The sequence below is a fragment of the Kitasatospora sp. NPDC001261 genome, from assembly GCF_042896795.1.
GTDB lineage: Bacteria > Actinomycetota > Actinomycetes > Streptomycetales > Streptomycetaceae > Kitasatospora.
The window spans coordinates 233,912-256,491 of record NZ_JBIAXP010000008.1 but is presented as its reverse complement, the minus strand read 5'-3'; the positions used below and the strand labels follow the sequence as shown (position 1 = coordinate 256,491).

Genomic DNA, 22,580 nt, shown 5'->3' with positions numbered 1-22,580 from the left:
CCCGCCAACGGTGGCACTCGGGGGCGGCCCGAGTGCCCCGGGCGGGGGCGTTGGCGGATCCTTGGTGCGGACTTGGCGGGCTCCGGCAGTGTGCTGGTGCAGCCACCGCCGGGGATCTCCGGCGGTGCCCAGCACGCCCTGCCCGTGCTGCGTCCCCTGCCCGTGCTGCGCCCCCTGCCCGACCTGAGAGGTAGCGCGTGTCGAAGCCGTCCGTCGCCCAGCCCACGTCCGTCACCCCGCCGTCCGAGGGTCCGGCCGCCGCGCCGGAGGGCGCCACCGCCCCGGCCCGCCCGACCCTCGACCCCGACGTGCTCGCCGAGATCCACCGGCTGCACGGCGGCTACCTGCTGCGCGCGCTGCTGCGGGCCACCGGCGGGGACCGCGGCAAGGCCGAGGACATCCTCCAGGAGACCCTGCTGCGCGCCTGGCAGCACCCGGAGGCGCTGGCCGCCGGCGCGGAGGCGGCCCGGCCCTGGCTGTTCACGGTCGCCCGGCGGATCGCGATCGACCACTACCGGATGGCCGCCGCCCGCGCCAAGGAGGTGATCGGCGAGACGGTCGAGGACCGGCCGGTCGCCGACGACCCGTACGAGCAGGTGGTGGTGGCCCGGGACCTCGCGCTGGCGCTGCGCCGGGTGCAGAAGCACCACCGCGAGGTGCTGGTCGAACTCCACCTCAAGGACCGCTCGGTGCTGGAGGCCTCGGCCCGGCTGGGGGTGCCGCCGGGGACGGTCAAGTCCCGCAACTTCTACGCGATCCGGGCGCTGCGCCCGGTGCTGGCGACGGAGCACGGGTACGCCCCGACGGTGCGCGGGGCGGCCTCGGCGGCCGGCTGACGGGGCCGTCCGGCTCAGGCTGACCGGGACGAAGGCTGACCGGGGCGCGGCCCCTCGCGCCGACCGTCCGGTTCAGTCGTCCGTCGCCCGCCGGCCGGTGCGGAGGTTGAGCGACTCCTCCAGGCTGGTGGTGAACTCGCTGCAGTGGCCCGCCTGCCGGTCGTGCGAGCGGAAGCGGTCCAGCGCCGTGCGCAGCCGGCCGCGCACCTCCGGCTCCCGTCCCCGGGCCAACAGGTAGGCGGCGTAGGACTGTTCGGCCACCGCGTGCAGGTACAGCAGGCCGGCCTCCTCGCAGGCGGCGAGCAGCCGGTGCCAGGCGAGGTCGGCGGCGTCGTCGCGGACGGTCGGCGCGAGGGCCTGCGCCTCGGTCAGCAGCGACCAGAGGTGGACCTGGGTGACGGGCGTGGCCGGCAGCAGCTCGCGGGCCTCCCGGGACCGGCGCTGGGCGCCCTCCCGGTCCCCGGCGGCCAGGCTCACCCAGCCCTGGTGCACCTTGGCGTCGACCAGCCGGCGGCGGTCGCCGGACTCCAGGGCGAGCGCCGTGGCGGCGGCGGCCAGCCGCTCGGCCTCGGCGGCGTGGCCGAGCATCGCGGTGACCAGCGCCAGCGTGGCGAGCGCTCGGACGTGCGCGGACGCGGCGGCGGGCCCGGTGGCGGACTCGGCCGCTGCGACCGCCTTCCGGGCCGCCTCCGCGGACTCCTGCCGGCGTTCCAGCGCGACCAGGGCCTGCGCCCGGCAGTTGAGCAGCAGCGCGACCGCGACCGGGTCGCCGCAGCGTTCGGCCGCGGCCTGCCCCAGCCGGGCACTGGCGAGCCAGTCGGTGAAGCGGCTGGCGCCGTAGTAGAGCGAGCCGCAGGTCAGCGCGAGCCGCCAGGCCCGGGCCGGGTCGGTGTCGGGGGACGCGACCAGCGCGGAGACCGCCGGCTCCTCGGCGTCGAACCAGTCGAGCGCGGTGCGGATGTCGCCGACGGCCGGGAGGGCCTGCGCCGGACCGGCGGGCGGGGCGGTGTCCTCCTGGCCGGGGTCGAGGAAGGACCCGCAGTGCCCGAGGGCCGTGAGGTAGTGGTCGGCCAGGCGGTCGCGCAGCAGCCGCCGGTGCTGTTCGGGCTGTTCGGCGAGCAGCCCGGCGCCGTACAGCCGGACCAGGTCGGTACGGGCGTGGCGGCCGGGGGCGGTGCCGGTGAGCAGGTGGTGGGAGGCCAGCTCGCCGAGCACCCGGTGGGCGGTCGCGGTGTCGCTGCCGAGCAGGGCGGCGCCCGCCGGGGTGTCCACCTCGCGGCCGGGGTGGGCGGCCAGGGCGGTGAGCAGCTCGGCCGCGGGTCCGGAGAGCCGGCGGTGGGTCAGCCCGAGCCGGCCCGCGACGGAGAGCGTGCCGTCCGCGTCCAGGACGGCCAGCCTGGTCCGTTCGTCGGCGAGTTCGGCGACCAGCCCGGCGATCGTCCGGTCCGGCCGGTCGGCCAGGCGGGCGGCGGCGATCCGCAGGGCGAGCGGCAGGTGGTCGCAGAGCCCGGCGAGGCGGGCGGCGGCCTCCGGCTCGGCGCGCAGCCGCTCGGGCGTCAGGGCGCGCTCCAGCAGGTGCAGGGCGTCGTCCTCGGGCAGTGCGGCCAGGCGCAGCAGGGTGGCCCCCTCGACGGCGACCAGGCCCTCCAGCGAGCCCCGGCCGGTGACCACGGCGGTGCCGGCCGGGCCGGCGGGCAGCAGGTCGGCGACCTGGTCGGCGTCGGCGGCGTCGTCCAGCAGCACCAGCAGCCGCCGGCCCCGGGTGCGCTCGCGGTAGAGCGCGGCCCGGGCGGCGCGCCCCTCGGGGACGCCGTCCTCCGGTACGCCGAGCGCGCGCAGGAAGCCGGCCAGGACGGCCTCGGGCCGGGCGGGGCCGTCCGGGGCGAGGCCGTGCAGCTCGGCGTGGAGCAGTCCGTCCGGGAAGCGGTCGGCGACCCGGTGCGCCCAGGCGGTGACCAGCGCGCTCTTGCCGACCCCGGCCGGGCCGACCACCAGCACCGGGCCGTCCCCGGCGCGGCCGGTCCCGCAGGCCAGGTCGAGGCGGGCCAGGTCGGTGGTGCGGCCGACGAAGTCCGGGTGGCGGCGGGGGAGTCGGCGCGGCACCGGTGCGGGCTGCGGCGCCGCTCCGGGGGCCGGCGCAGCGGCGGGCGGCGGCTCCGCCGTACGGTCGTCGGCCAGCACCTCGGCGAGCGCCGCCCGCAGCGCCGGGCCGGGGTTGATGCCCAGTTCGTCGTCCAGCCGGACCCGGGCCTGGTGGTAGGCGGTCAGCGCCTCCGCGGACCGGCCCGCCTGGTGCAGGCAGCGCATCAGCATGGCCACCAGCTCCTCGCGCAGCCCGTCCAGCCGCACCCCGTGCTTCAGCAGCGGCACGGCCGAGGCCCCGGCGCCCTGGCCCAGCCGCAGCCCGGCCCAGCAGAGCAGGGCGGCGGTGCGGGACTGCCTCAGCCGGTCCACCGCGGCGTCCCGCAGGGGGGTTTCGGGCAGGTCGGCCAGCGCCTCGCCGCGCCACAGCCGCAGCGCCTCCTCCAGCAGCGCGACCGCCGTGGCGCAGTCGCCGAGTCCGGCCTGCCCCTCGGCCTCACCGGCGAGCTCCTCGAAGCGCAGCGCGTCCACGGCGTCGGCCGGCCCGGTCAGCAGGTAGCCGGAGTCCCGGGTGTGCAGCTCGAACGGGGTGTCGGCGAGCACCTTCCGCAGCGCGGCGACGTGCCCCTGCACGGCGGCCCGGGCGGTGGGCGGCGGCTGCTCGTCCCAGAGCAGCTCGCACAGCTGGTCCATGGTGACCACGAGCCCCAACCGCAGCGCCAGCATCGCCAGGACGGCCCGCCGCTGGGCACCCGCCACGCTCGCGAAGCCGTCCGCCCCGACCCGCAGCTCCACCGGCCCGAGCAGCCGAATCCGCACCGGTACCCCCCACCTCGCCCCAAAACCGCACATCACACCCGAAGCGGCCATCGGCCCTCGGGGTGGAGCAGTGTAGTGCGAGAACCTGTCCGGTCCACGCCGGACGGCTGCTCCCGCCCTCGGACGCCCGCCCGCGCGGGGCGCCCGCCCCCGGTCCGACCGGGCTCCACGGGGCACCCCTGAGAGGGATGCCGATGGGGCCGGTGACGGTTGCACCGGACGGCGGCCACGGGGCCGTGCCGCCGTGCCCGGCCCGTCCGGAGCGGCGGACGCGGGGCCGTGCCGCGGTGGCCGCTCGGCCGGGAGCCGCGGACGCGACGCCGGTGTCGTACCGGCCCGGTACCGTACGGCCGACGTCAAGGGCCCGGTCGGCCCTATCCTCGAACCAGCCGGGGAGTCGACGGATGGTGGGGGAGGGGAACGGGCGCGTGCACATCGATCTGCTCGGGCCGGTGGTGGTGCGGCGGGAGGACGGGACGGCGGTGACGCCCTCGGCCCCCAAGCGCCGGGCGCTGCTGAGCGCGCTCGCCGTACGGCTGAACCGGACGGTGGCCACCGAGGAGCTGATCGAGCTGGTCTGGGAGGGCTGCGCGCCGCCCACCGCGCGGGCCGCCCTGCAGGGCCACGTCGCGGCGGTGCGCCAACTGCTGGACGGCTCCGGGCTGGAGCTGGGCACCCGGGGGGCCGGCTACCTGCTGGCCGGTGAACCCGACCGGGTCGACGTGCTGCGCTTCGGCCGGCTCTGCGAACAGGCCGGCGTGCTGCTCCCCGAGCCCGCCGCCCCGCTGGACGGTGCCCCGCCGGGGACCGCCCCGCCGGAGCCCGCCCCGATGGAGGCCACACCGGTGGAGGCCGCGCCGGCGGACGGCGCCCCGCCCCTGCTGCGCGCCGCGCTGGACCTGTGGCGCGGCCCGGCGCTCGCCGACTGCGGCTCCGCCCTGCTGCGCGAGCGGACCCTCCCGTACCTGACCGACCTGCGGCTGCGCGCCCTGGAACGGCTGGCCGACGGCCTGCTCCGGGCCGGCCGGGGCGGCGAACTGGCCGCCGAACTCGCCGAGGCCGCCGACGGCCACCCCGCCCGGCAGACGCTGACCGCCCGGCTGGTGCGCTGCCTGGAGCAGGACGGGCGGAGCGCCGAGGCGCGGGAGCGCTACGAGCGCGCGGTGGCCCGGCTCTCCCGGCCACCCGGCCCGGAGCTGCGCCTGGCCGGCGAGCAGTCCGGTGCCCGGCCCGCCGCCGACCGCCGGTTCGTCGGCCGGACGGACGAACTCGCCCGGCTGGACCAGGTGGTGCCCGCAGCCCGGGACGGCCGCCCGATCCTGGTCACCGGCCCCGCCGGGGTCGGCAAGACCAGCCTGGTCCGGCAGTGGACGGCCCGGCGCGGCGACGCCTACTTCCCGGACGGCGTCCTCCACGCCGAGCTGCGCGGCTTCGACCCGGACGGGCCGCGCGAACCCGCCGAGGTGCTCGGCGAGTTCCTCACCGCGCTCGGTACGGCCCCGGACGCCCTGCCCCGCGACCCCGAGGACCGCGCCCGCCGCTACCGCGAACTGGTCGGCGGCCGAAGGATGCTGGTCGTGCTGGACGACGCCGCCTCCTACGAGCAGCTCGCCCCGCTGCTGCCCGACCCACCGGCCACCGACAGCGAGCCCGCCCCGGTCGCGATCGTCACCAGCCGCAGCCGGCTGCGCCACCTGGTGGTCCGCACCGGCGGCATCCCGCTGCCGCTGGCCGTGCTCGGCCCCGAGGAGGCCGCCGCCCTGCTCGCCCGCGTCCTCGGCGAGGACCGCACGGCCGGTGAGCCGGAGGCGGTCGCGGAACTCGCCGAGCGCTGCGACCGCCTGCCGCTCGCGCTGCGCCTGGCCGCCGCCCGGCTGGCCGCCCGGCCCGACTGGTCCGTGGCCGACCTCGCCGCCGAACTCGCCGACGAGCAGACCGGTCCGGCCGCCCTCTCCGGCACCGGCACCGCCGGCGGCCCGCTCGGCCTCACCGCCGCGCTGGACCGGACGTACCGCACACTGGCGCCCGACGCCGCCCGGCTGTTCACCCTGCTCGGCCTGCACCCCGGCGCGGAGCTCGACACCGCCACCGCCGCCGCCCTCGCCGACCTCCCGCCCGCCGCCACCCGCACCCTGCTGACCCGGCTGGACGCCGTCCACCTGCTGGAGGAGAGCGGCCCCGGCCGGTACGCCCGGCGCGAGCTGGTCCGCCGCCACGCCGCCGCGCAGGCCGCCGAACTCACCTGCGACGAACGGTTCCTCGCCCTCGACCGGCTGATCGCCCACTACCTCGACGTCACCGCCGGCTGGACGGCCGGCGGCGCGGCGACCGTGGGCGCGGGGGCCTGGTTCCGCCGCGAGGAGAGCGCCCTGCGCGCGGTGGTGGTCTGCGCCGAGCAGCAGGGACGGCCCGCCGCGGCCTGGCAACTCGCCCACCGGGCCTGCCGGTTGTACGAGACCACCGGCCACGACCGGACGCACTGGCGGGCCGTGGTCGAGGCCGGGCTGCGCGCCGCCCACACCGACCGGGACGAGGCGGCGGTGGCCCGGCTCGCCACCGACCTCTCCGTCCTGCACGTCGACCGCGCGGCCCACCGCACCGCCGCCGACACCCTGGAGCGGGCCGTCGCGGCCGCCGACCGGTCCGGCGACGCGGCGCTGCGCCACCACTGCCGCAGCCGGGTGGCCGCCGCCCTGCTGCGGGCCGGCCGGTACGAGCGGGCGGTGCCCATGCTCGGCGACCTGGTCGCCGCCGCCCGCACCCCGGCCACCGACCACCTGCTGGTCCGCTCGCTCACCGACCTCGCCGACGCGCTGGTCCTGGCCGACGACCCCGGGCCCGCGCTGCGCCACGCCGACGAGGCGGTGCGCGCCGCCACCGCCCGCTCCGGCGGCGCCGAGGCCGTCCTCGCCACCCACAGCCGGGCCCGCGCCCTGCACGCGCTCGGCCGCCGGGACGCCGCGCTCTCCTCGGCCCGGCTCGCCGTCGCCCTCGGCCGCACCGTCGGCGACCCGGCCCTCGAAGCCCGCTCCCACAACCTGCTCGCCGACCTGCTGGACGCCCTCGGGCGCACGGTCGAGGGCGCGGAGGCGAGGCGGCCGGCGTAGCGGCCCGGCGCAGGAGGCCGGGGTGGAGGTCCGGCGCAGGGGTCCGGCATGGACCGGGGCCGGCCGCCGGTGGCGGGAAACCGCTGTTCGACCAGCGGAACCACAGGCGGAACTACCGGCGTCCCGCCCCTCGCGGAACCGCCCCCGCCCCGCCGCCCCGCCCGTACCCGTCCCTCCTGACCTGGGCGGATGCCCCGGGAGAGGGCGGAATAGGTGGAACCTGTCCGCCGGGGCATACTTCTGCCTGGAGCGCACCGCAGCGAACCGCCGGAGGCGACTCCAGGCAGAAGTGCGGAACTGCGCAGGACCGAGCGAGTGGGGGCGGGGCATGGCGGCCGGGGGCGGCACGGACACGGACGCGAACGAGTTCAGCCGCCTGCTGGCCGGGCACCGGGTGGCGGCGGGCCTGACCCAGGAGGAGCTCGCCGCGGCCGCCGGGGTCAGCCTGCGCGCCCTCGGGGACATGGAACGCGGCCGCACCCGCGGACCGCAGCGGCGCACCGTACGGGCCCTGGCCGAGGCGCTCGGGCTGGACGGCGCGCAGGCGGACCTGCTGGACCGGGCCGCGCAGTCCGGACGCCCGCGCGGGGCGCGGCCGGCCCCGACGCCCGCCGGAGGCCGGGCCCGGCCCGGCCGGCCGGCCCCGCGCGAAGCCTCCGCCGACTCCACCGCCCGCGCAGCCGGCGCCCGCGACGACGCCCCGCCCGCGATCCCCGCCGAGCTCGGCCAGAGCGCCCTCGCGCTGCCTCGCGACATCGCCGACTTCACCGCCCGCGAGGACGCCCTCGCCCTGCTCGCCCGCCTCGCGGAGGACGAGCGCCCGGCCCACCCGCGCGTGGTGCTGGTCAGCGGTCAGCCCGGCCTCGGCAAGACCTCCTTCGCGCTGCACGCCGCCCACGCCCTGGCCGGGCGCTTCCCGGACGGCCAGCTCTCCCTCGACCTCGGCGGCATGTCCCCGCAGCCGCTGCCCGCCCGGGACGCGCTCGGCCAGGTGCTGCGCGCCCTGGGCGTCGCCGACGCCGCGGTGCCCGCCGGGACGGAGGAGCGGGCCGGCCTCTACCGGGCGCTGGTCCGCGAGCGGCGGCTCGTGCTGGTGCTGGACAACGCCGCCGACGAGAGCCAGGTGCGCCCGCTGCTGCCCGGCTCCGGCCCGGCCGTGACCATCGTGACCAGCCGCAACGTGCTGCCCGGCCTGGAGTCGGTGCACCGGCTGAGCCTGGACGTGCTGGCCCCGGCCGAGGCGGCCGGGCTGCTGGCCCGGATCGCCGGCCGCGAGCGGATCGAGGCCGCCCCCGACGCCACCGCCGAGCTGGCCAGGCTCTGCGGCTACCTGCCGCTCGCGCTGCGGATCGCCGGGCAGCGCCTGGTCGCCCGCCCGCAGCAGCCGGTCGCCCACCTGGTGCGCCAGCTCGCCGCCGAGGAGAACCGGCTGGACCTGCTGGAGACCGGCGACCTGGCCGTCCGCCCGGCCTTCGAGCTGTCCTACCGGCGGCTGCCCGCCGAGTCCCAACTCGTCCTCCGCCGCTGCGCGTTGACCGCCGGCCAGGACTTCACCGCGGAGATCGCCGCGGCCTACGCGGGCCGGTCGGCGGCCCGCACCGAACTGGTGCTGGAACAGCTCGTCGACGCCGGACTGATGCAGGCGGCCACCCCGGACCGCTACCGCCTGCACGACCTGGTGCGGCTCTACGCCGGCGAGCGGCTGGCCGCCGACGAGACGGGCCAGGAACTGGCCGAGGCCCGCACCCGGGCCGGCCGCTGGATCCTCGGCCGGGCGGCCGAGTACGGCCTGCGGTTCGACCCCGACCACGCCACGGACGCGACCGGCACCGGCGGCACCGCCCCCGCGCACCTCACCGAGGCGGCCGCCTGGCTGGAGTACGAGCACCCGGAGTGGCTGGCCGCCCTGCAGCAGGCCCAGCGGGCCGGCCGCCACCGGGAGGTGGTGGACACCGCCGAGGCGATGCACTGGTTCTCCGACCGGCTGCTGAGCTGGGGCATCTGGGCCGAGGTGTTCCAGCTCTCGGCGGACGCCGCCCGCGCGATCGGGGACGAGCGGGTCGAGGCGGTGCACGTCAACTACCTGGCCTGGACGTACGTCACCTGCCTGCACCGCTACCAGCGCGGCATCGAACTGGCCACCGAGGGGCTGGAGCTGGCCCGCGCGGTGGGCGACCGGGAGCAGCAGGGCTGGGCGCTGACCTACCTGGCCTCGGGCCTGCGCTACCTCCAGCGGCACCGCGAGGCGACCGACGCCTTCCACCGGGCGGCCGACGCCTTCGCCGAGGTGGCCAACCGCTCCGCGATGATCGGCCGGCTGGTCACCCTGCGGGGCGCCGCCAACTGCCTGCGGGAGTCCGGCCGGGCGGAGGAGGCGGTGGAGTCGCGCCGGCGGGCCCTGGCCGGGGCGCTGGAGCTGGTGGAGCGCTGGTCCTCGCCGCTGATCCACCTGCTGGCGGCCATGACCGCGCACGAACTGGGCCTGGACCGCGCGGCGCTGAAGCGCTGGCCGGCCGCCGAGAAGGCCTACCGGCAGGCCCTGGTGCACTTCGAGGCGGTGGGCCGCCCGGACAGCATGACCAAGACGCTGACCGAGCTGGGCACCGCGCTGATCGAGCAGGGCCGCGCGGAGGAGGCCCGCGAACTGCTCACCGAGGCGCTCACCGACCTGAGCGCGGAGGGCCCCCGCGCGGCGGGCGCCCGGCACTGACCGGTGCCCTCCGGGGGCCGTGTCCGGCACCGACCGGGTGCCCTCCGGAGGCCGCGTCCCGTCACGCCGATCGCCCGCCCCCGGCCGGACCGGAGCGGGCCGGAGGCGGGAGCGGGCGCGGGCCGTACGGCCGGTGTCAGATCCGGGTGTCCTCCACCACCGGCAGCGTGTCGACCGGGGCCGAGCCGACCGGGGCCGAGGCCGGCGCGAAGGCCGTCCGCGGGGCGACGGTGGGCTGCTTGCCGCAGAAGGCCGGCTCCAGGGTGTTCATCAGGCCCTGCGTCACCGCGCCGTTGTTGGAGGCGTTGGCGAAGACCACCACGCTGCGCCGCCCGTCCGGGGTCGTGAAGGACTGGGTGTTGAAGCCCTGCACGATGCCGCCGTGGCCGTACACGTCCCCGCAGGAGAGCGAGATGCGGCGCAGGCCCAGACCGTAGGCGATCTTCGCGGTGGGCGTGGGCAGGGCGGCGGTCATCTGCTGGAGCGAGGCGTCCGAGACGAGCCCGCCCTTGCCGCCGGCCATCAGCGCGGTGAGGAAGCGGTCGAGGTCCCCGGCGTCGGAGATGACGGCCCCGGCGGCCCACACCCAGGAGCCGGTCTGCGCGGTGGAGTCCAGCAGCGGCTTGGTGCGGTCGTCGTTGGTGAGGTAGCCGGTGACGTGGGCGCCGGTGATGCCCTGGTCGGGCACCACGAAGGAGGTCTTGTGCAGGCCGAGCGGCTGGATGATCCGCTCGTTCAGCACCTCCGGGAAGGTCTGGCCGGTGAGGTGCTCGACGGCCAGGCCCATCAGCACGTAGTCGGTGTTGGAGTAGGAGTAGCGGCTGCCGGGGGTCGACTGCAGGCCGTGCCTGACCGACATCGCGACCAGCGCGCGCGGGTCGTACACGGTGCTGCGGATGCGCGCCTCGAACGCGCTGGTGGTCTCCTCGCCGGCCTGCTCCAGCAGGTCGTTGGTGTGGTCGTAGACGCCGGCCCGGTGCTCCATCACCTGGCGGCCCGTCATGGTCCAGCTCTCCGGCAGGGTGTCCGCGGGCAGGTACTCGCGCAGCGGCCGGTCGAGGTCGATCCGGCCCTCCTGCGCCAGCTGCATCACGAGAACGGCGGCGAACATCTTGCTGTTGCTGCCGACCCGGAACCTCCACGAGGAGTTCATCGGGGTCCCGTCCAGGTCGGCCAGGCCGACGTTCACCGAGCGGGTCCGGTCGACGGCGCCGTGGTCGCTGATCACCGCGAAGGCGCCCGGGGCGCCGGCCGCGGTGGTGGCCTGGAGGGCGGTGCGCACACCGGTGAGGTCGGGGGCGGTCGGGTCGGTGGTGTCCTGGCCGGCGGCCGCGGCGGGCAGGGCACCGGTCGCCACCAGGACGGCGCCGGCGGCGGCCACCGCGAGCGGACGCAGAAGGCTGGTCTTCGCCATGTTCCTCGGTTCTCTCGTGAGCTGACGCGGCGTCGGACCGCGCCGTTCGAAGATCACTATCACCGGACGGGGCGGTTGCTGGCAATGTGAACCGGTTCGCCCGCATTTCGCGTTGTCAGTGGCGGTTTCGGCGCGTCGGGGCGGTGGCACCGTTCGTTTCCCGCTCCGGGGCCAAGGTTTCACCTGCCGTCGTCTGCCCGCGTCACCCCGGGGGCCCCATGCTGTTCGGGCGCTTCCGCGCACTCCGGTGCGCCCGCCGCGCCGGCCCTCCCCTCACCGACCACGGAGCTTCCCCACGCCCCGGCCGGGCCGGCGGGGCCGGGGCGGCGTCCTGCTGCCCGCCGGGCCGTCTCCTAGCCGAGGAATTGTCATGACTTCGTCCACAAAGCCCCTGAACCCCCGCTCCCGCCGCACCGCGACCGCGATCGGCTCCGCCGTCGCCCTGCTCGCCGCCTCCGCCGGCCTCTGGGCGGCCACCGCCCCCACCGCCCAGGCGGCCGCGCTGCCCACGCCCGACCACATCGTCGTCGTGGTGATGGAGAACCACGCCTACACCCAGGTCATCGGCAGCAGCAGCGCCCCGTACCTCAACAACACCCTGAAGGCGGGCGGCGCCAACCTCACCCAGTCCTTCGGCATCACCCACCCGAGCGAGCCGAACTACTACGCGCTGTTCTCCGGCTCCACCCAGGGCACCGTCGACGACAGCTGTGTGACGGTCGGCGGCTTCCAGGCGGCCAACCTGGCCTCCGAGGTCATCGCCGCCGGCAAGACCTGGGCCAGCTACAACGAGTCCCTGCCCAGCCAGGGCAGCACCGTCTGCAGCAGCGGCAGCTACGCCCAGAAGCACAACCCGTGGTTCGGCTTCGGCAACGTCCCGGTCAGCTCGGCGAAGACCTTCGCCCAGTTCCCGACCGACTACAGCACCCTGCCGAACGTCTCCTTCGTGGTGCCGAACCTCTGCAGCGACATGCACGACTGCTCGGTCGGCACCGGCGACACCTGGATCAAGAACAACCTGGGCGCCTACGCCACCTGGGCGCAGACCCACAACAGCCTGCTGGTCGTCACCTTCGACGAGGACAACAAGCTGTCCGGCAACCGCATCCCGACCCTGGTCTACGGCGCCCACGTGACGCCCGGCAGCAGCAGCGCCACCACCTACAACCACTACAACGTGCTGCGCACCCTGGAGGACCTGGCCGGCGCCACCGGCCACGCGGGCAACGCGGCCTCCGCCGCCGACATCACCGGCATCTGGAACTGACCGGCGGCGATCAGCCCTTGACCCCGGTTCGGGTTCGCGCCCGCGCCTGATCCCGAGCCCGGGCCGGTGGCCGTTCGGTCGGCGGCCCGGGCTCGGGCACGGTCGTCCGCCGGGCGCCGTACCGCCGGACGCCGGGCACCGCCGCCGTGCCCGCGCAGACCGCCGTCACCAGCCCCGCCGCCGCCAGCAGCGGCACCCGGTCGCCCCAGGCCCCGGCGGCCAGCGGGGCCAGGACGTAGCCGAGCGGGGCGGCGGCCAGCGAGAGCAGCCAGTCGTACGAGGTGACCCGGGCCAGCGTCCCGGGCGGGAAGTCCTGCTGGACCACCGTCTCCCAGAGCGGGTTGAGGAAGCCCAGCCCGGCCATCGCCACCGCCTGCGCGGCCACCGCGACCGGCGCCGGGGCGGGGAGGGCGAGCGCGAGCAGCGGCAGCCCGTACAGCGCGAGGGCGAGGTTGCCGGCCAGCACCGGGTGGCGGGGCCGCAGCCGGGCGGCGACCAGCGAGCCGACCAGCAGGCCCACCGCGCCAGCCTGGGTCAGCGCCACCCAGGCGCCGTCCCCGCCGAGCCGGGTGGCGGCGATCAGCGGGCCGAGGGTGAGCAGCACGGCGCTCGCGCCGTTCCACACCCCGTGGGCGATCAGGCTGGTCCAGTACCAGTCCCGGGAGCGCACCTCGCTCCAGCCCTCGGCGAGGTCCCGGCGCAGCGAGCGCGGGGCGTCGGGCACGGTGTCGTCGGGTGCGGTGTCGCCGGTCGCGCGGTCGACGCGGAGCCGGGCGAGCAGGGCGGCGCTCAGGACGAAGGAGGCGCCGTCCAGGACGAACGCCCAGCCGGGTCCGGCGGTGTACACCAGCAGTCCGGCGAGCGCCGGGCCGCCGAGCCGGGCGGCGCCGGTCGCGGTGCCGAGCAGGGCGTTGGCCCGCAGCCGCAGCTCGCCCCGGACGGTGGCCGCGACCAGCGGCGAGGCGGTGGGCATGGCGAAGGCGGAGGCGATGCCGCCGACGGCCGAGGCGGCCGCGACGTGCGACAGGCGGGGGTGTCCGTCGAGCGGTTCCAGGCCGACGAGCAGCTGGGCGAGGGCCCGGACGAGGTCGGTGCCGAGGGCGACCAGGCGGGGATCGAAGCGGTCCCCGACCACTCCGCCGACCGGCAGGAGGAGCAGCTTCGGCACCATCGCGCAGCCCAGGACCAGGGCGAGTGCGGCGGCCGAGCCGGTGGCGCGGGTGATGGCGATGGCGAGCGCGGCCGGGACGACGGCGTCGCCGAGCGTGGAGACCGTCCGGCCGATGAAGAGCAGGCGGAAGCCGCTCAGGCTCAAGGGGTGTGCTGTCACGCGCCGCACTGTATTTCGGCGCCGAAATTTCGGCAACGAATATTTTGATGCCGTCGTTTCTGTGGCGGTTTGTAGACTCCTTCCCATGGCCGAGCACCCTTCCGAACAGCACACTCCGCCCCGCGGCCGGACGGGGCCCCACGACCGGACGGAGCCCCGCGACTGGACGGACGGTCACGTCGACCGATGGCAACCGGTGCTGCCCGACCTCGACCCGGTCATCGAGGCCTCCGTCACCCGGATGTGGCGGCTCACCCGCCACCTCGGCCGGGTCCGCGAACAGGGCGTCGCCGACTACGGCCTGCACAAGCACGAGTTCGACACCCTGCACGTGCTCGCCGGCCGCGGCGGCCACGCCGCCCCCTCCGACCTGCGGGCCGACCTCAACCTCGCCCCGGCCTCGGTCACCGGCCGGCTGGAGACCCTGGAGCGGCGCGGCTTCGTCCTGCGCACGCCGTCCACGGAGGACCGCCGGAAGGTCGACATCGTCCTGACCGAGGCCGGGCGCGCCGCCTGGCGCAAGGCCCTGGACGTGGTGGGCCGGGAGGAGCAGCGGCTGCTGGGGGTGCTGTCCGAGGAGGAGCGGCGCACACTGGCGGACCTGCTGCGGAAGGTGATGCTCGCTCAGGAGACGACGCCGGAAGGCTAGACGTCCGCCACCGCTCCGGTACCGGGGTCGACCCGTGGCGCCCGCCCCTGGTATCGATGGGGGCGGGCGATTCGAACGAGTGCCGGTGCCGGACGGTGTGGGGGCGCGGCCCCGGGACGGGCGGGGCAACCCGTACCGGCGATCACGCCCTGGCAGGACGGCCTGCCGCAGTTCGCGCTGACCGACTACGGGCGCAGCGCCGAGTGCGCGCTGGAGCGCACGTGCTCGGTGTGCGGGCGGTTCATGGAGCGCGGACCGGTGTGGCGGGTGGTCGGCGCCGCCGAGAGCGCGGCGATCGCAGTGGCGCTCGCGGCCGGGCAGCCGTACCGCAACCTCGCGCCCACCATGGAGGGCCCCGGCCACCGGGCCTGCATGCTGTACGCCGCCATGGTCTGCCCGTACCCGGCCCGCCCCAACGCCCGGCGGCGGGCGGGCGCGGCGGGCACGGCGGGTTCGGGGGATCCGGCCGCCGTCCGGGGTGCGGTGCGCGGCGGCACGGGCGCGGTGGTCGGGTTCGGCGACTACGAGTACGCCGTCACCGGGGCTCAGGTGCTGTTCCGCTTCCTCGACGTGGTCGAGTTCCTGCCGCACGAGTCGGCGGACGAGCACCTGGCCGAGCTGCGCGCCGAGTTGGCGAAGCCCTCGTAGCGCTGGCGGCCCTCCCGGCTTTCGTGGCCCTCGTGGCGCTCGTGGCCCTCGCGGCCCGGTGGCCCGGTCGGCGGGAGGTGCCGGCCGGGCCGGGGCGTGGGCCGGAGGGTCAGAGCGCCCGGCTCTGCGCCCAGTCGTAGAGCCGGTGGGCGCTGTCCCCGAGGCGGGTGGCGTACAGCGTGTTGACCGGGCCGCCCGCGAGCTCCTCGGAGGTGGTGGTGACGCCGACGAGGGTGCCGGTCCCGGTGGCCGGGTCGAACCGGGCGAAGTGGGGGCCGCCGCTGGCCCCGTGCGACATGTCGCAGGACTCGCCCCACAGGACCGGGGCCTGGGGGCCGGGGCGGGCCGGTCCGGCGCAGTGGATCATGCGCGAGCCGGAGTACGTGGCGGCGGGGTTGTTCAGCCGGTCCTTGGGATAGCCGAAGGTGTGGACGAACTCGCCCTCGGCGGGCGGGGTGAAGGCGATCCGCTGGGCACCGGTGACGTCGGCGATCCGCCGCCCCTCGGCCGAGGCGTTCGCCACCAGGACCCCGGTGTCGTAGCCGGCCACGGCGACGTCGTTCGAGGTCGTCCCGCCACGATCGGCGTCCCAGCGGGAGGAGGTGGCCATGGTCCTGATGCTGAAGCCGCCGAGCGGCTTGGTCCCGTTGCGGTAGCCGGGCACGAAGTAGAGGTTGTGATTCCAGGTGTCGGCGGTCGCGGGGGCCCCGACGCCCCGCAGGCAGTGCGCCGCCGTGAGGAGGGTGCTGCGGTTGGCGCTGTTGACGACGGTCGCGGTGCAACTGCCGTCGTAGCCGTCGGAGAAGGTGAAGAAGAGCCGGCCGACGCTCCGGTCCACCGCTCCGCCGTGGGTCCACACGGCCCCGGGGTCCGGGGTGTCCGCGGGCAGCGGCCGCGGGTCGTCCGGCGTGTTGTCGTCCTCGGGCAGGGGCGTGATCTCGGGGACCAGGGCGCCCGCCAGCTTCATCCGGTCCGGTGTCCAGTAGGCGTCGATCCGGCCGCGCTCCTGCGCGGTCGTGGCGCCGGCGTGCGTGGTGACGGTCTCCCGCTCCGCGGCGAGGGCCGTGTTCGGCAGCAGCACCGCCGCCGTGGTCGCACTCAGCAGGAGGGCGCCCACGGCGGCGAGCCTGCGGGGCATGGCGCGGTCGGTGGTCGGTGTTCCGGGTGTCTTCGGCATGCACGGCACCGTAGGCACGGGATGTCAGGCTCCCGTGTGGATCGGGTCTCGGCCGGCCGTCGAAACGATCAGGTTCCGGTAACGGCGTCCCGGTCCTGTACCGGTGGCCGCCGCGCCGCCTGAGCTGGAATCAGGGCCGGTAGGAGGGAAGGTCCTTGACGGTGGACACCTGGGTCGGCGCGGCCGAGCCGTCGGCGGGCAGGGTGCTGATGCCGTCCGGGGTGCGGACCGCGATGGTCCTCCCGTCGGGGGACCGGGCCAGGTCGCGGACGACGGTGCCGAAGTCGACTTCGACCTCGACGAGGAGCTTCGCGGGGCGAGGCCAGCGGCGGATGCGGGCCGTGTCACAGCCGTGGAACAGGACGGGCGCGCGCCGTGGCCCGCGCGGGGTGCCGGTTCAGAGGCCGAGGTCGGTGAGGCCCGGGTGGTCGTCGGGGCGGCGGCCGAGCGGCCAGTGGAACAGCCGCTCCGCGGCGGTGATCGGCAGGTCGTTGATCGAGGCGTGCCGCTCGGCCATCAGGCCGTTCCGGTCGAACTCCCAGTTCTCGTTGCCGTAGGAGCGGTACCAGTGGCCGTCGCCGTCGTGCCATTCGTAGGCGAAGCGGACCGCGATGCGGTCCCCGCCGTACGCCCAGAGCTCCTTGATCAGGCGGTAGTCCAGCTCGCGCTGCCACTTGCGGGTGAGGAAGTCGGCGATCCGGTCGCGGCCGGTGAGGAACTCGGAGCGGTTGCGCCAGCGGCTGTCCGGTGTGTAGGCGAGGGCGATCCGCCGGGGGTCGCGGGTGTTCCAGGCGTCCTCGGCGGCCCGGACCTTCCGGTGGGCGGTCTCCTCGGTGAACGGGGGCAGGGGCGGGCGCTGCTCAGTGCCGGTCTCGGGCATGGATGCTCCTCGGAATGGGCGTTCCGTCGTTGAGAACGATCGTTCTCGCTGTTGTGGCTACAGTAGGAGAACCATCGTTCTCACGCAAAGGGCACGGCAGATGGAGCAGGAAGACCCACGGACCCGGATCCTCGACGCGGCCGAGGAGCTGTTCTACGGGCAGGGCGTCCAGTCGGTCGGCATGGACGCCGTCCGGGCCGCCTCCGGCGTGACCATGCGCCGCCTGTACCAGCACTTCCCGTCCAAGGGCGAGCTCGTCGAGGCCTACCTGCTGCGCCGCGACGGCCGCTGGCGGGCGAACCTCGCCGTGTACGTCTCACGCACCGGGGGCTCCCCGAGGGAGCAGCTGCTCGCGGTCTTCGACTGGCTCGGCCGGTGGTTCGCCGAACCCGGCTTCCGGGGCTGCGCCTTCGTCAACTCGCTCGGCGAACTCGGTGCCGTCAGCCCCGCGGTGGTGGCCGCCGCCCGGCACCACAAGGAGGAGTTCGGCGGCTACCTCGCGGGCCTGGTCGAGGCCGCCGGAGCCCCGCCCGCCACCGCCGTCCACCTGGCCCTGCTGGCCGAGGGGGCGATCACCAGCGCGGCCGTCCACGGGGATCCGACGGCCGCCGCCGACGCCAGGGAGGCCGCCCGGCTGCTGCTGGACGCGGCACCGGCCCGGTAACCGGCGGCCCCGGCGCGGATGCCGACCGTCCGGCCCGCGGCCGTCACCAGGTCTGTGGAGCAGGTGAGTTGTGGCACCGGGTGGTACCGGGTGGTGCTGGTGGGGCGTCGTCGGATGCGAGCGTTCCGGGCCGAACCGCACCGGGCGAGTGCTTTTCGCTCGAACGCGCGTTTATCGCCCATTGATCGACACCGCCTAGCCTCGGGTGCATGGACGAGAGAACGGCCGAGCGGCCGGGGGCGTTGCCCGAGGGGCGGATGACGGAGCAGGACACCGAGCGGTTCCGGCAGCTGCTGGCGCGGCTGGAGGACTCGCTGGCGGTGGACCGGAAGACGGCGCGGCGCGATGCCTGAGTGCGCCGAGCCGGGCCCGGTGGCGGTGCTGCCGGTGGCGGTCCCGCCGGTCGAGGTCCTGCCGCTCTGGCGGCGGGGCGAGGCCGGGCAGGACCGGAACGCGGACCGGCCCGGGGTGCTGCGGGGGCACCCCGGGCCCGGTGGCGGCCGGTCGGTCCGGTCGGTCCGCTCAGGACGGTCAGGCCGGCCGGTCCGGTCAGGACGGGAGGGCCGGCACGGAGCCGGCGGGCTGACCGGTCAGCTGCAGCCGCAGTCGCAGCAGCAGCCGTCGCAGCAGTCGCACCCGTCGCAGCAGTCCCCGTCACAGCAGTTGCAGCAGTCGCCGCAGCCGGGGTCGCCGCAGTCGCAGCAGTCGTGGCGCTGGCAGAAGCCCTCGCGGCGCTCGCGGCTGAACGGGTCCTCGTGGTCGCAGCAGAGCAGCTGGCAGGTGCAGGCCATCAGGGCCCACATCGCGCACCCGGCGAGCAGGTTGCGGGGGTTCGGCGGCTTCTGGCCGGGCGGGGTGAAGCCCGGGCCCTGCGGCACCCACGGCGGGATCGGCGTCTGGCCCGGGGGCGTCTGTTGTGGCGGCGCCTGGTGCGGGTGCTCGCCCGTGGTGGTGCCCGCGGTGGCGCCCGCGGTGTCCGGGCGGCGGCAGCTCGCCGTGTGCCGGGCGCGCCCGAAGACCCGCTCCACCGCGCGGTCGGTCTCGTGTCCGAGCAGGACGTGCACGAGGGTGCGGTCGGTCAGGTCGACCTCGCGCAGCGCGAGCCGGATGCCGTGGACGGCGTCGCGGCAGAGCCGTTCGGCCTCGGCGCGGTCGGTGCCGGTGGCGGTCAGCGGGTTCCAGGCGCCCGAGGCCGCGTCGGCGGCCTGGTCCTCGGCGGCGTCGAGGAGGTGGGCGAGCCGGCCGAACAGCCGCCCGGCCTCGGCGAGCGGGGCGGCGTTGCCGGGGCGCCCGGCGATCACGGCGGTGTGCGCGAAGGCGGCCGAGGTGGCGGTCTCGGTGGGCTCGGTGACCAGCAGGACGGAGCCGCCGGGGCGCAGCGAGCGCTCCAACTCGCCCTGCCGGGAGGCGGCGTCGAGCAGTACGGCGGTGTCGAAGCCGACGGCCGAGGCGCTGCCCGCGCTCTGCCGGTCCCAGCGCCGGGTGACGGCACGGGCTCCGGCGGCGACCGGGCGGCGGGCGAAGACGCCGTCGCGGTCCTCGACGTGGTCGCGGATCTTGACCGAGGCGAGCGCCAGCGAGACGGCGGCGGCGAGCCGGGCGCCCTCGCCCTTGGCGACGGAGGCGGTGCGCATGCCGCGCAGCGGGCACGGTCCGGCGGTGCGGCGCCAGGAGGAGTCCTCCCGGGCGGCCTGGGCCTCGACCAGGACGGAGATGATCAGACCGTCGTAGTTGGTCGCCGTCCGGGCGAGCTGTCCGTGGTCGTCCCGCAGCGCGAGGCAGAGCCCGCACAGGTGGGCCATCCAGGAGGTCTGCAGGCGCTCGGACAATCGATGCCTACACGGTCTGATGATGCCGAACACGCTGGTCCCCCTCGCCTTACGGGCCGCCGACCGGCCACGATTCGCCGCACATCATATGATCAGCGCCCCTCCTGGAAGCCGAGGTCCCGTCAAGCCGCCGCCCGTCGGCCGGGCGCGCACCCCGCCCGGCGTCCGCGCGCACGCCACGCCCCGCCCCGGCGTCCGCGCGCACCTCGCCCCGGCTCGGGGCGCCGCGTGCGCCGGGGCGGGGCCGCCGCCCGAAGGCTTCCGACGACCCGGGGCCCCGGGGCCGACTCCGGTGAGTGGATCTCATATCCGGGATAGCATCGCGAATATGGGAATCGACGCGGCCGCCGACGAGCGGCTGGCACAACGACTCGCCGAGCTGAGGCTGGAACGCGGGTGGACCTTGGAGGAGTTGGCACGGCTGGCGGACGTCAGCCGGTCGACGCTGTCCCGGGTGGAGCGGGCGGAGGTCAGTCCGACGGCCGCGCTGCTCGGGCGGCTCTGCGCCGTGTACGGGCGGACCATGTCCCGGCTGCTCGCCGAGGTGGAGTCCGGTCCGGCCCGGCTGGTGCGGGCCGGGGAGCAGCAGGTGTGGCGGGACGGGACGACCGGGTTCGTCCGCCGGTCGGTCTCGCCGCCGCACGGCTCGCTGCGCGCGGAGATCATCGAGGGTCGGCTGCCGGCCGGCGCGGACATCGCCTACGACCGCGCCTGCACGCCCGGCCGGGAGCACCACCTCTGGCTGCTGGAGGGGAACCTGGAGCTGACCGTGGACGGTGAGCCGCAGCCGCTCGGCCCCGGCGACTGCCTGCGCTACGTCGGCAGCACCAGCCGCTTCCGCAGCCTCGGCCCGGGCGAGGCCCGGTACGTGCTGGTGGTGGTCGAGCCGTGAGCGCCGCCACCGGGCCGATAGCGAAGGAGCCCGAGGAGAGCCCCGGGAACGGCGGGGCGCCCCAGGAACCCGGGAAGCCCGGGGGACCCAAGGAGCGCTTCGACGCCGCCGGGCGCCGGGTCCTGCTGGTCTGCGTCGCGGGCGGCTTCACCACGCTGCTCGACCAGTCCGTCCTCAACACCTCCATCCCCGCCCTGCGCGAGACCCTGCACGCCGGGCCCGCCGACCTCCAGTGGATCGTGGCCGGCTACTCGCTCGCCTTCGGCCTCGCGCTGATCCCCGGCGGGCGGCTGGGCGACGTCAAGGGCCGCAAGTGGTTCTTCGTCACCGGCCTCGCCCTGTTCACCCTGGTCAGCCTGGTCTCCGCGACCGCCACCGAGCCCGGGGTGCTGATCGCCGCCCGGCTGCTCCAGGGCGTGGGCGCCGGCCTGGTCAACTCCCAGATGATCGGCACCCTCCAGGACGTCTTCGACGGCCAGCTGCGGGCCCGCGCCCTCGGCATGTACGCCGTCACCGGCGGCCTCGCCTTCACGCTCGGCCCGCCGATCGGCGGCGCGGTGCTGGCCCTGGCCGGCCCCGAGCACGGCTGGCGGCTCACCTTCCTGCTCAACGTCCCCTTCGGCCTGGCCACCGTCGCCCTGGCGGCCCGCCACCTGCCGAAGCCCCGCCCCAGCGCCCGGAACGCCGACCTCGACGTCCTCGGCCTGCTGCTGGTCGGGGCGCTCACCCTGGCCCTGATGCTGCCCTTCGTCCGGCCGCCCGGCTGGACCGGCTGGCTCGCCTTCGCGGCCGCCGCCCTGCTGCTGCTCGGCGCGCTCGCCTGGTGGCAGCGGCGCTACGCCCGGTCCGGCGGCCACCCGCTGATCCACCCGGCCCTCACCCGCTCCGCGCCGTACGCGCTCGGAACGGCCACCGCGATGGCCCAGTTCGGCTCCTCGCTCGCCGCCTCGCTGGTCCTGACCATGTTCCTCCAGGACGGCCTCGGCCTCTCCCCGATGGGCGCCGCGCTGGTCGCGCTGCCCTCCGCCGTGGCCATGGGCGTGGCCTCCGCGCTCGCCTGGCGGGTCGTCCAGCGCTACGGCCGACGCACCGTCACCGTCGGGATGGTCGGCTCCGCGCTCGCCATGCTGCTCAGCGGACTGCTCGCGCACTGGGCGCCCGCCGCCGTGCTGCCCTGGCTGCTGGCCCTGCTGCAACTGCTCGGCGGCGCCTCGGTGGGCCTGATGGGCTCCACCAACCAGGCCTACGTGCTGCGCCACGCGCCCGCCGAGGCGGCCGGGGTGAGCGGGGCGATCCTGCAGATGGCCCAGCGGATCGCGGCGGCCGTCGCGGTCTCGGCCCTGTCCGGGGTCTACCTGCGGGAGACCGTCGGCGGCGGCGGGCACCGCTCCGCCTACCTGACGGCGAGCGTGGTGTGCGCCGCGGTGGCCGGACTCGCCGTCCTGGCCTCGGTGTTCGCCGGCCGCGCCACGGCCCGCGAGCAGCGCGACGGCGGACCGGTCGCGATGAGCCGAGGGCGAACACCGGTCCGCTAGGTGGTGGTCGGCGCGTACCGTGGCGGGCATGACCGACGTACGGACCCGGACCGTGGACCTGCCCGAGGTGACGCTCGCCTACCGCGAGAGCGGACGGCCCGGCGGCCCGCCGCTGGTGCTGCTGCACGCCCTCGGCGAGCGGGCCGCCGACTGGGACACCGTCCTGCCGGAGCTCGCCCCCGGCCACCACGTGTACGCGCTCGACCTGCGCGGCCACGGCGACAGCGCCCGCACCGCCGCCTACGCGCTGGAGGCGATGCGGGACGACGTGCTGGCCTTCCTCGACGCCCTCGGACTCGCCCGCGTCGACCTGGTCGGCCACTCGATGGGCGGCGCCGTCGCCTACCTGCTCGCCCAGGCCGCGCCGGAGCGGATCGACCGGCTGGTCCTGGAGGAGATCCCCGCGCTGTACCCGCGCCCGGCGAGCGCGCCGCCCGAGGACCCGGACCCGGACGTGCACTTCGACTGGGCGGCGGTCCGGGCGGTCAAGGCCCAGCTCGACGACCCCGACCCGGCCTGGCGGGAGGGGCTGGCCGGGATCACCGCCCGCACCCTGGCCGTCGCCGGCGGCCCGGCCAGCCACGTCCCGCAGGAGCGGATCGCCGAACTCGCCCGGCTGATCCCGGACTGCCGCCTGGTCACCGTCGAGGCCGGGCACCTGGTGCACGGTGCCCGGCCCGCCGGGTTCGTCGCCGCGGTGGCGCCGTTCCTGGCCCGCTGAGCCGCCGGGCCGCTGCCGTC

At 76.5% G+C, this 22,580-nt stretch carries 17 protein-coding genes; 11 read left to right on the top strand and 6 right to left on the bottom strand.

The window, feature by feature from the left end; translation table 11 throughout:
* Positions 1–197: 197 nt before the first annotated feature.
* Positions 198–836: a sigma-70 family RNA polymerase sigma factor gene (locus ACFY4B_RS13895; RefSeq protein WP_074004942.1), complete on the top strand. Its 639-nt coding sequence runs from the start codon at positions 198–200 to the stop codon at positions 834–836.
* A 72-nt stretch (positions 837–908) separates the two neighbouring features.
* Here ACFY4B_RS13895 and ACFY4B_RS13890 read toward each other — a convergent pair whose 3' ends face one another.
* A complete protein-coding gene (locus ACFY4B_RS13890) occupies positions 909–3,737 on the bottom strand; it encodes a BTAD domain-containing putative transcriptional regulator (protein ID WP_387967960.1) in 2,829 nt (942 codons plus the stop codon).
* A gap of 428 nt (positions 3,738–4,165) precedes the next feature.
* On the opposite strand from ACFY4B_RS13890, the gene ACFY4B_RS13885 reads away from it, so the two are divergent.
* Together ACFY4B_RS13885 and ACFY4B_RS13880 are read left to right on the top strand one after the other, a co-directional pair.
* Positions 4,166–6,844 (top strand): BTAD domain-containing putative transcriptional regulator, encoded by a 2,679-nt coding sequence (locus ACFY4B_RS13885; protein WP_387967957.1) that lies wholly within the window; start codon positions 4,166–4,168, stop codon positions 6,842–6,844.
* A gap of 328 nt (positions 6,845–7,172) precedes the next feature.
* Positions 7,173–9,554, top strand: coding sequence for an ATP-binding protein (locus ACFY4B_RS13880; RefSeq protein ID WP_387967955.1), 2,382 nt, complete (start codon positions 7,173–7,175; stop codon positions 9,552–9,554).
* Between the two features lie 136 nt (positions 9,555–9,690).
* On the opposite strand, the gene ACFY4B_RS13875 is transcribed toward ACFY4B_RS13880, so the two are convergent.
* On the bottom strand, positions 9,691–10,968 hold the full coding sequence (locus tag ACFY4B_RS13875) for a serine hydrolase domain-containing protein (protein WP_387967953.1): 1,278 nt from the start codon (positions 10,966–10,968) through the stop codon (positions 9,691–9,693).
* Between the two features lie 370 nt (positions 10,969–11,338).
* Between ACFY4B_RS13875 and ACFY4B_RS13870 the strand changes: the two genes are divergently transcribed.
* Positions 11,339–12,235: an alkaline phosphatase family protein gene (locus ACFY4B_RS13870; protein ID WP_387967951.1), complete on the top strand. Its 897-nt coding sequence runs from the start codon at positions 11,339–11,341 to the stop codon at positions 12,233–12,235.
* Positions 12,236–12,245: 10 nt separating this feature from the next.
* Here ACFY4B_RS13870 and ACFY4B_RS13865 read toward each other — a convergent pair whose 3' ends face one another.
* The gene (locus ACFY4B_RS13865) at positions 12,246–13,565 is read right to left on the bottom strand and encodes an MFS transporter (RefSeq protein WP_387967948.1); all 1,320 of its coding nucleotides are present in this window, start codon (positions 13,563–13,565) and stop codon (positions 12,246–12,248) included.
* Positions 13,566–13,650: 85 nt separating this feature from the next.
* On the opposite strand from ACFY4B_RS13865, the gene ACFY4B_RS13860 reads away from it, so the two are divergent.
* The gene (locus ACFY4B_RS13860) at positions 13,651–14,214 is read left to right on the top strand and encodes a MarR family winged helix-turn-helix transcriptional regulator (RefSeq protein ID WP_079272614.1); all 564 of its coding nucleotides are present in this window, start codon (positions 13,651–13,653) and stop codon (positions 14,212–14,214) included.
* A gap of 243 nt (positions 14,215–14,457) precedes the next feature.
* On the top strand, positions 14,458–14,862 hold the full coding sequence (locus ACFY4B_RS13855) for a hypothetical protein (RefSeq protein ID WP_387967946.1): 405 nt from the start codon (positions 14,458–14,460) through the stop codon (positions 14,860–14,862).
* Between the two features lie 109 nt (positions 14,863–14,971).
* On the opposite strand, the gene ACFY4B_RS13850 is transcribed toward ACFY4B_RS13855, so the two are convergent.
* Complete coding sequence (locus tag ACFY4B_RS13850; protein WP_387967944.1) at positions 14,972–16,039, bottom strand: trypsin-like serine peptidase; 1,068 nt, start codon at positions 16,037–16,039, stop codon at positions 14,972–14,974.
* A gap of 397 nt (positions 16,040–16,436) precedes the next feature.
* Entirely contained in the window at positions 16,437–16,919 is a 483-nt protein-coding gene (locus ACFY4B_RS13845) for a DUF1348 family protein (RefSeq protein WP_387967942.1), read from the bottom strand.
* Between the two features lie 100 nt (positions 16,920–17,019).
* Between ACFY4B_RS13845 and ACFY4B_RS13840 the strand changes: the two genes are divergently transcribed.
* Both ACFY4B_RS13840 and ACFY4B_RS13835 read left to right on the top strand, forming a co-directional pair.
* A complete protein-coding gene (locus ACFY4B_RS13840) occupies positions 17,020–17,583 on the top strand; it encodes a TetR/AcrR family transcriptional regulator (protein WP_375873717.1) in 564 nt (187 codons plus the stop codon).
* Positions 17,584–17,792: 209 nt separating this feature from the next.
* The gene (locus ACFY4B_RS13835; RefSeq protein WP_158077759.1) at positions 17,793–17,936 is read left to right on the top strand and encodes a hypothetical protein; all 144 of its coding nucleotides are present in this window, start codon (positions 17,793–17,795) and stop codon (positions 17,934–17,936) included.
* Between the two features lie 237 nt (positions 17,937–18,173).
* Here ACFY4B_RS13835 and ACFY4B_RS13830 read toward each other — a convergent pair whose 3' ends face one another.
* Positions 18,174–19,445, bottom strand: a complete 1,272-nt coding sequence (locus ACFY4B_RS13830; RefSeq protein ID WP_074004932.1) for a DUF5685 family protein — start codon at positions 19,443–19,445, stop codon at positions 18,174–18,176.
* 295 nt (positions 19,446–19,740) lie between these two features.
* On the opposite strand from ACFY4B_RS13830, the gene ACFY4B_RS13825 reads away from it, so the two are divergent.
* The 3 genes from ACFY4B_RS13825 to ACFY4B_RS13815 are packed head-to-tail and all read left to right on the top strand — an operon-like array spanning position 19,741 to position 22,560.
* Complete coding sequence (locus ACFY4B_RS13825; protein ID WP_387967940.1) at positions 19,741–20,304, top strand: helix-turn-helix domain-containing protein; 564 nt, start codon at positions 19,741–19,743, stop codon at positions 20,302–20,304.
* Positions 20,301–21,839, top strand: coding sequence for an MFS transporter (locus ACFY4B_RS13820; RefSeq protein ID WP_387967938.1), 1,539 nt, complete (start codon positions 20,301–20,303; stop codon positions 21,837–21,839). Before ACFY4B_RS13825 ends, ACFY4B_RS13820 begins: the two co-directional genes overlap by 4 nt.
* 28 nt (positions 21,840–21,867) lie before the next feature.
* Positions 21,868–22,560, top strand: a complete 693-nt coding sequence (locus ACFY4B_RS13815; RefSeq protein WP_375873721.1) for an alpha/beta fold hydrolase — start codon at positions 21,868–21,870, stop codon at positions 22,558–22,560.
* Positions 22,561–22,580: the final 20 nt, after the last annotated feature.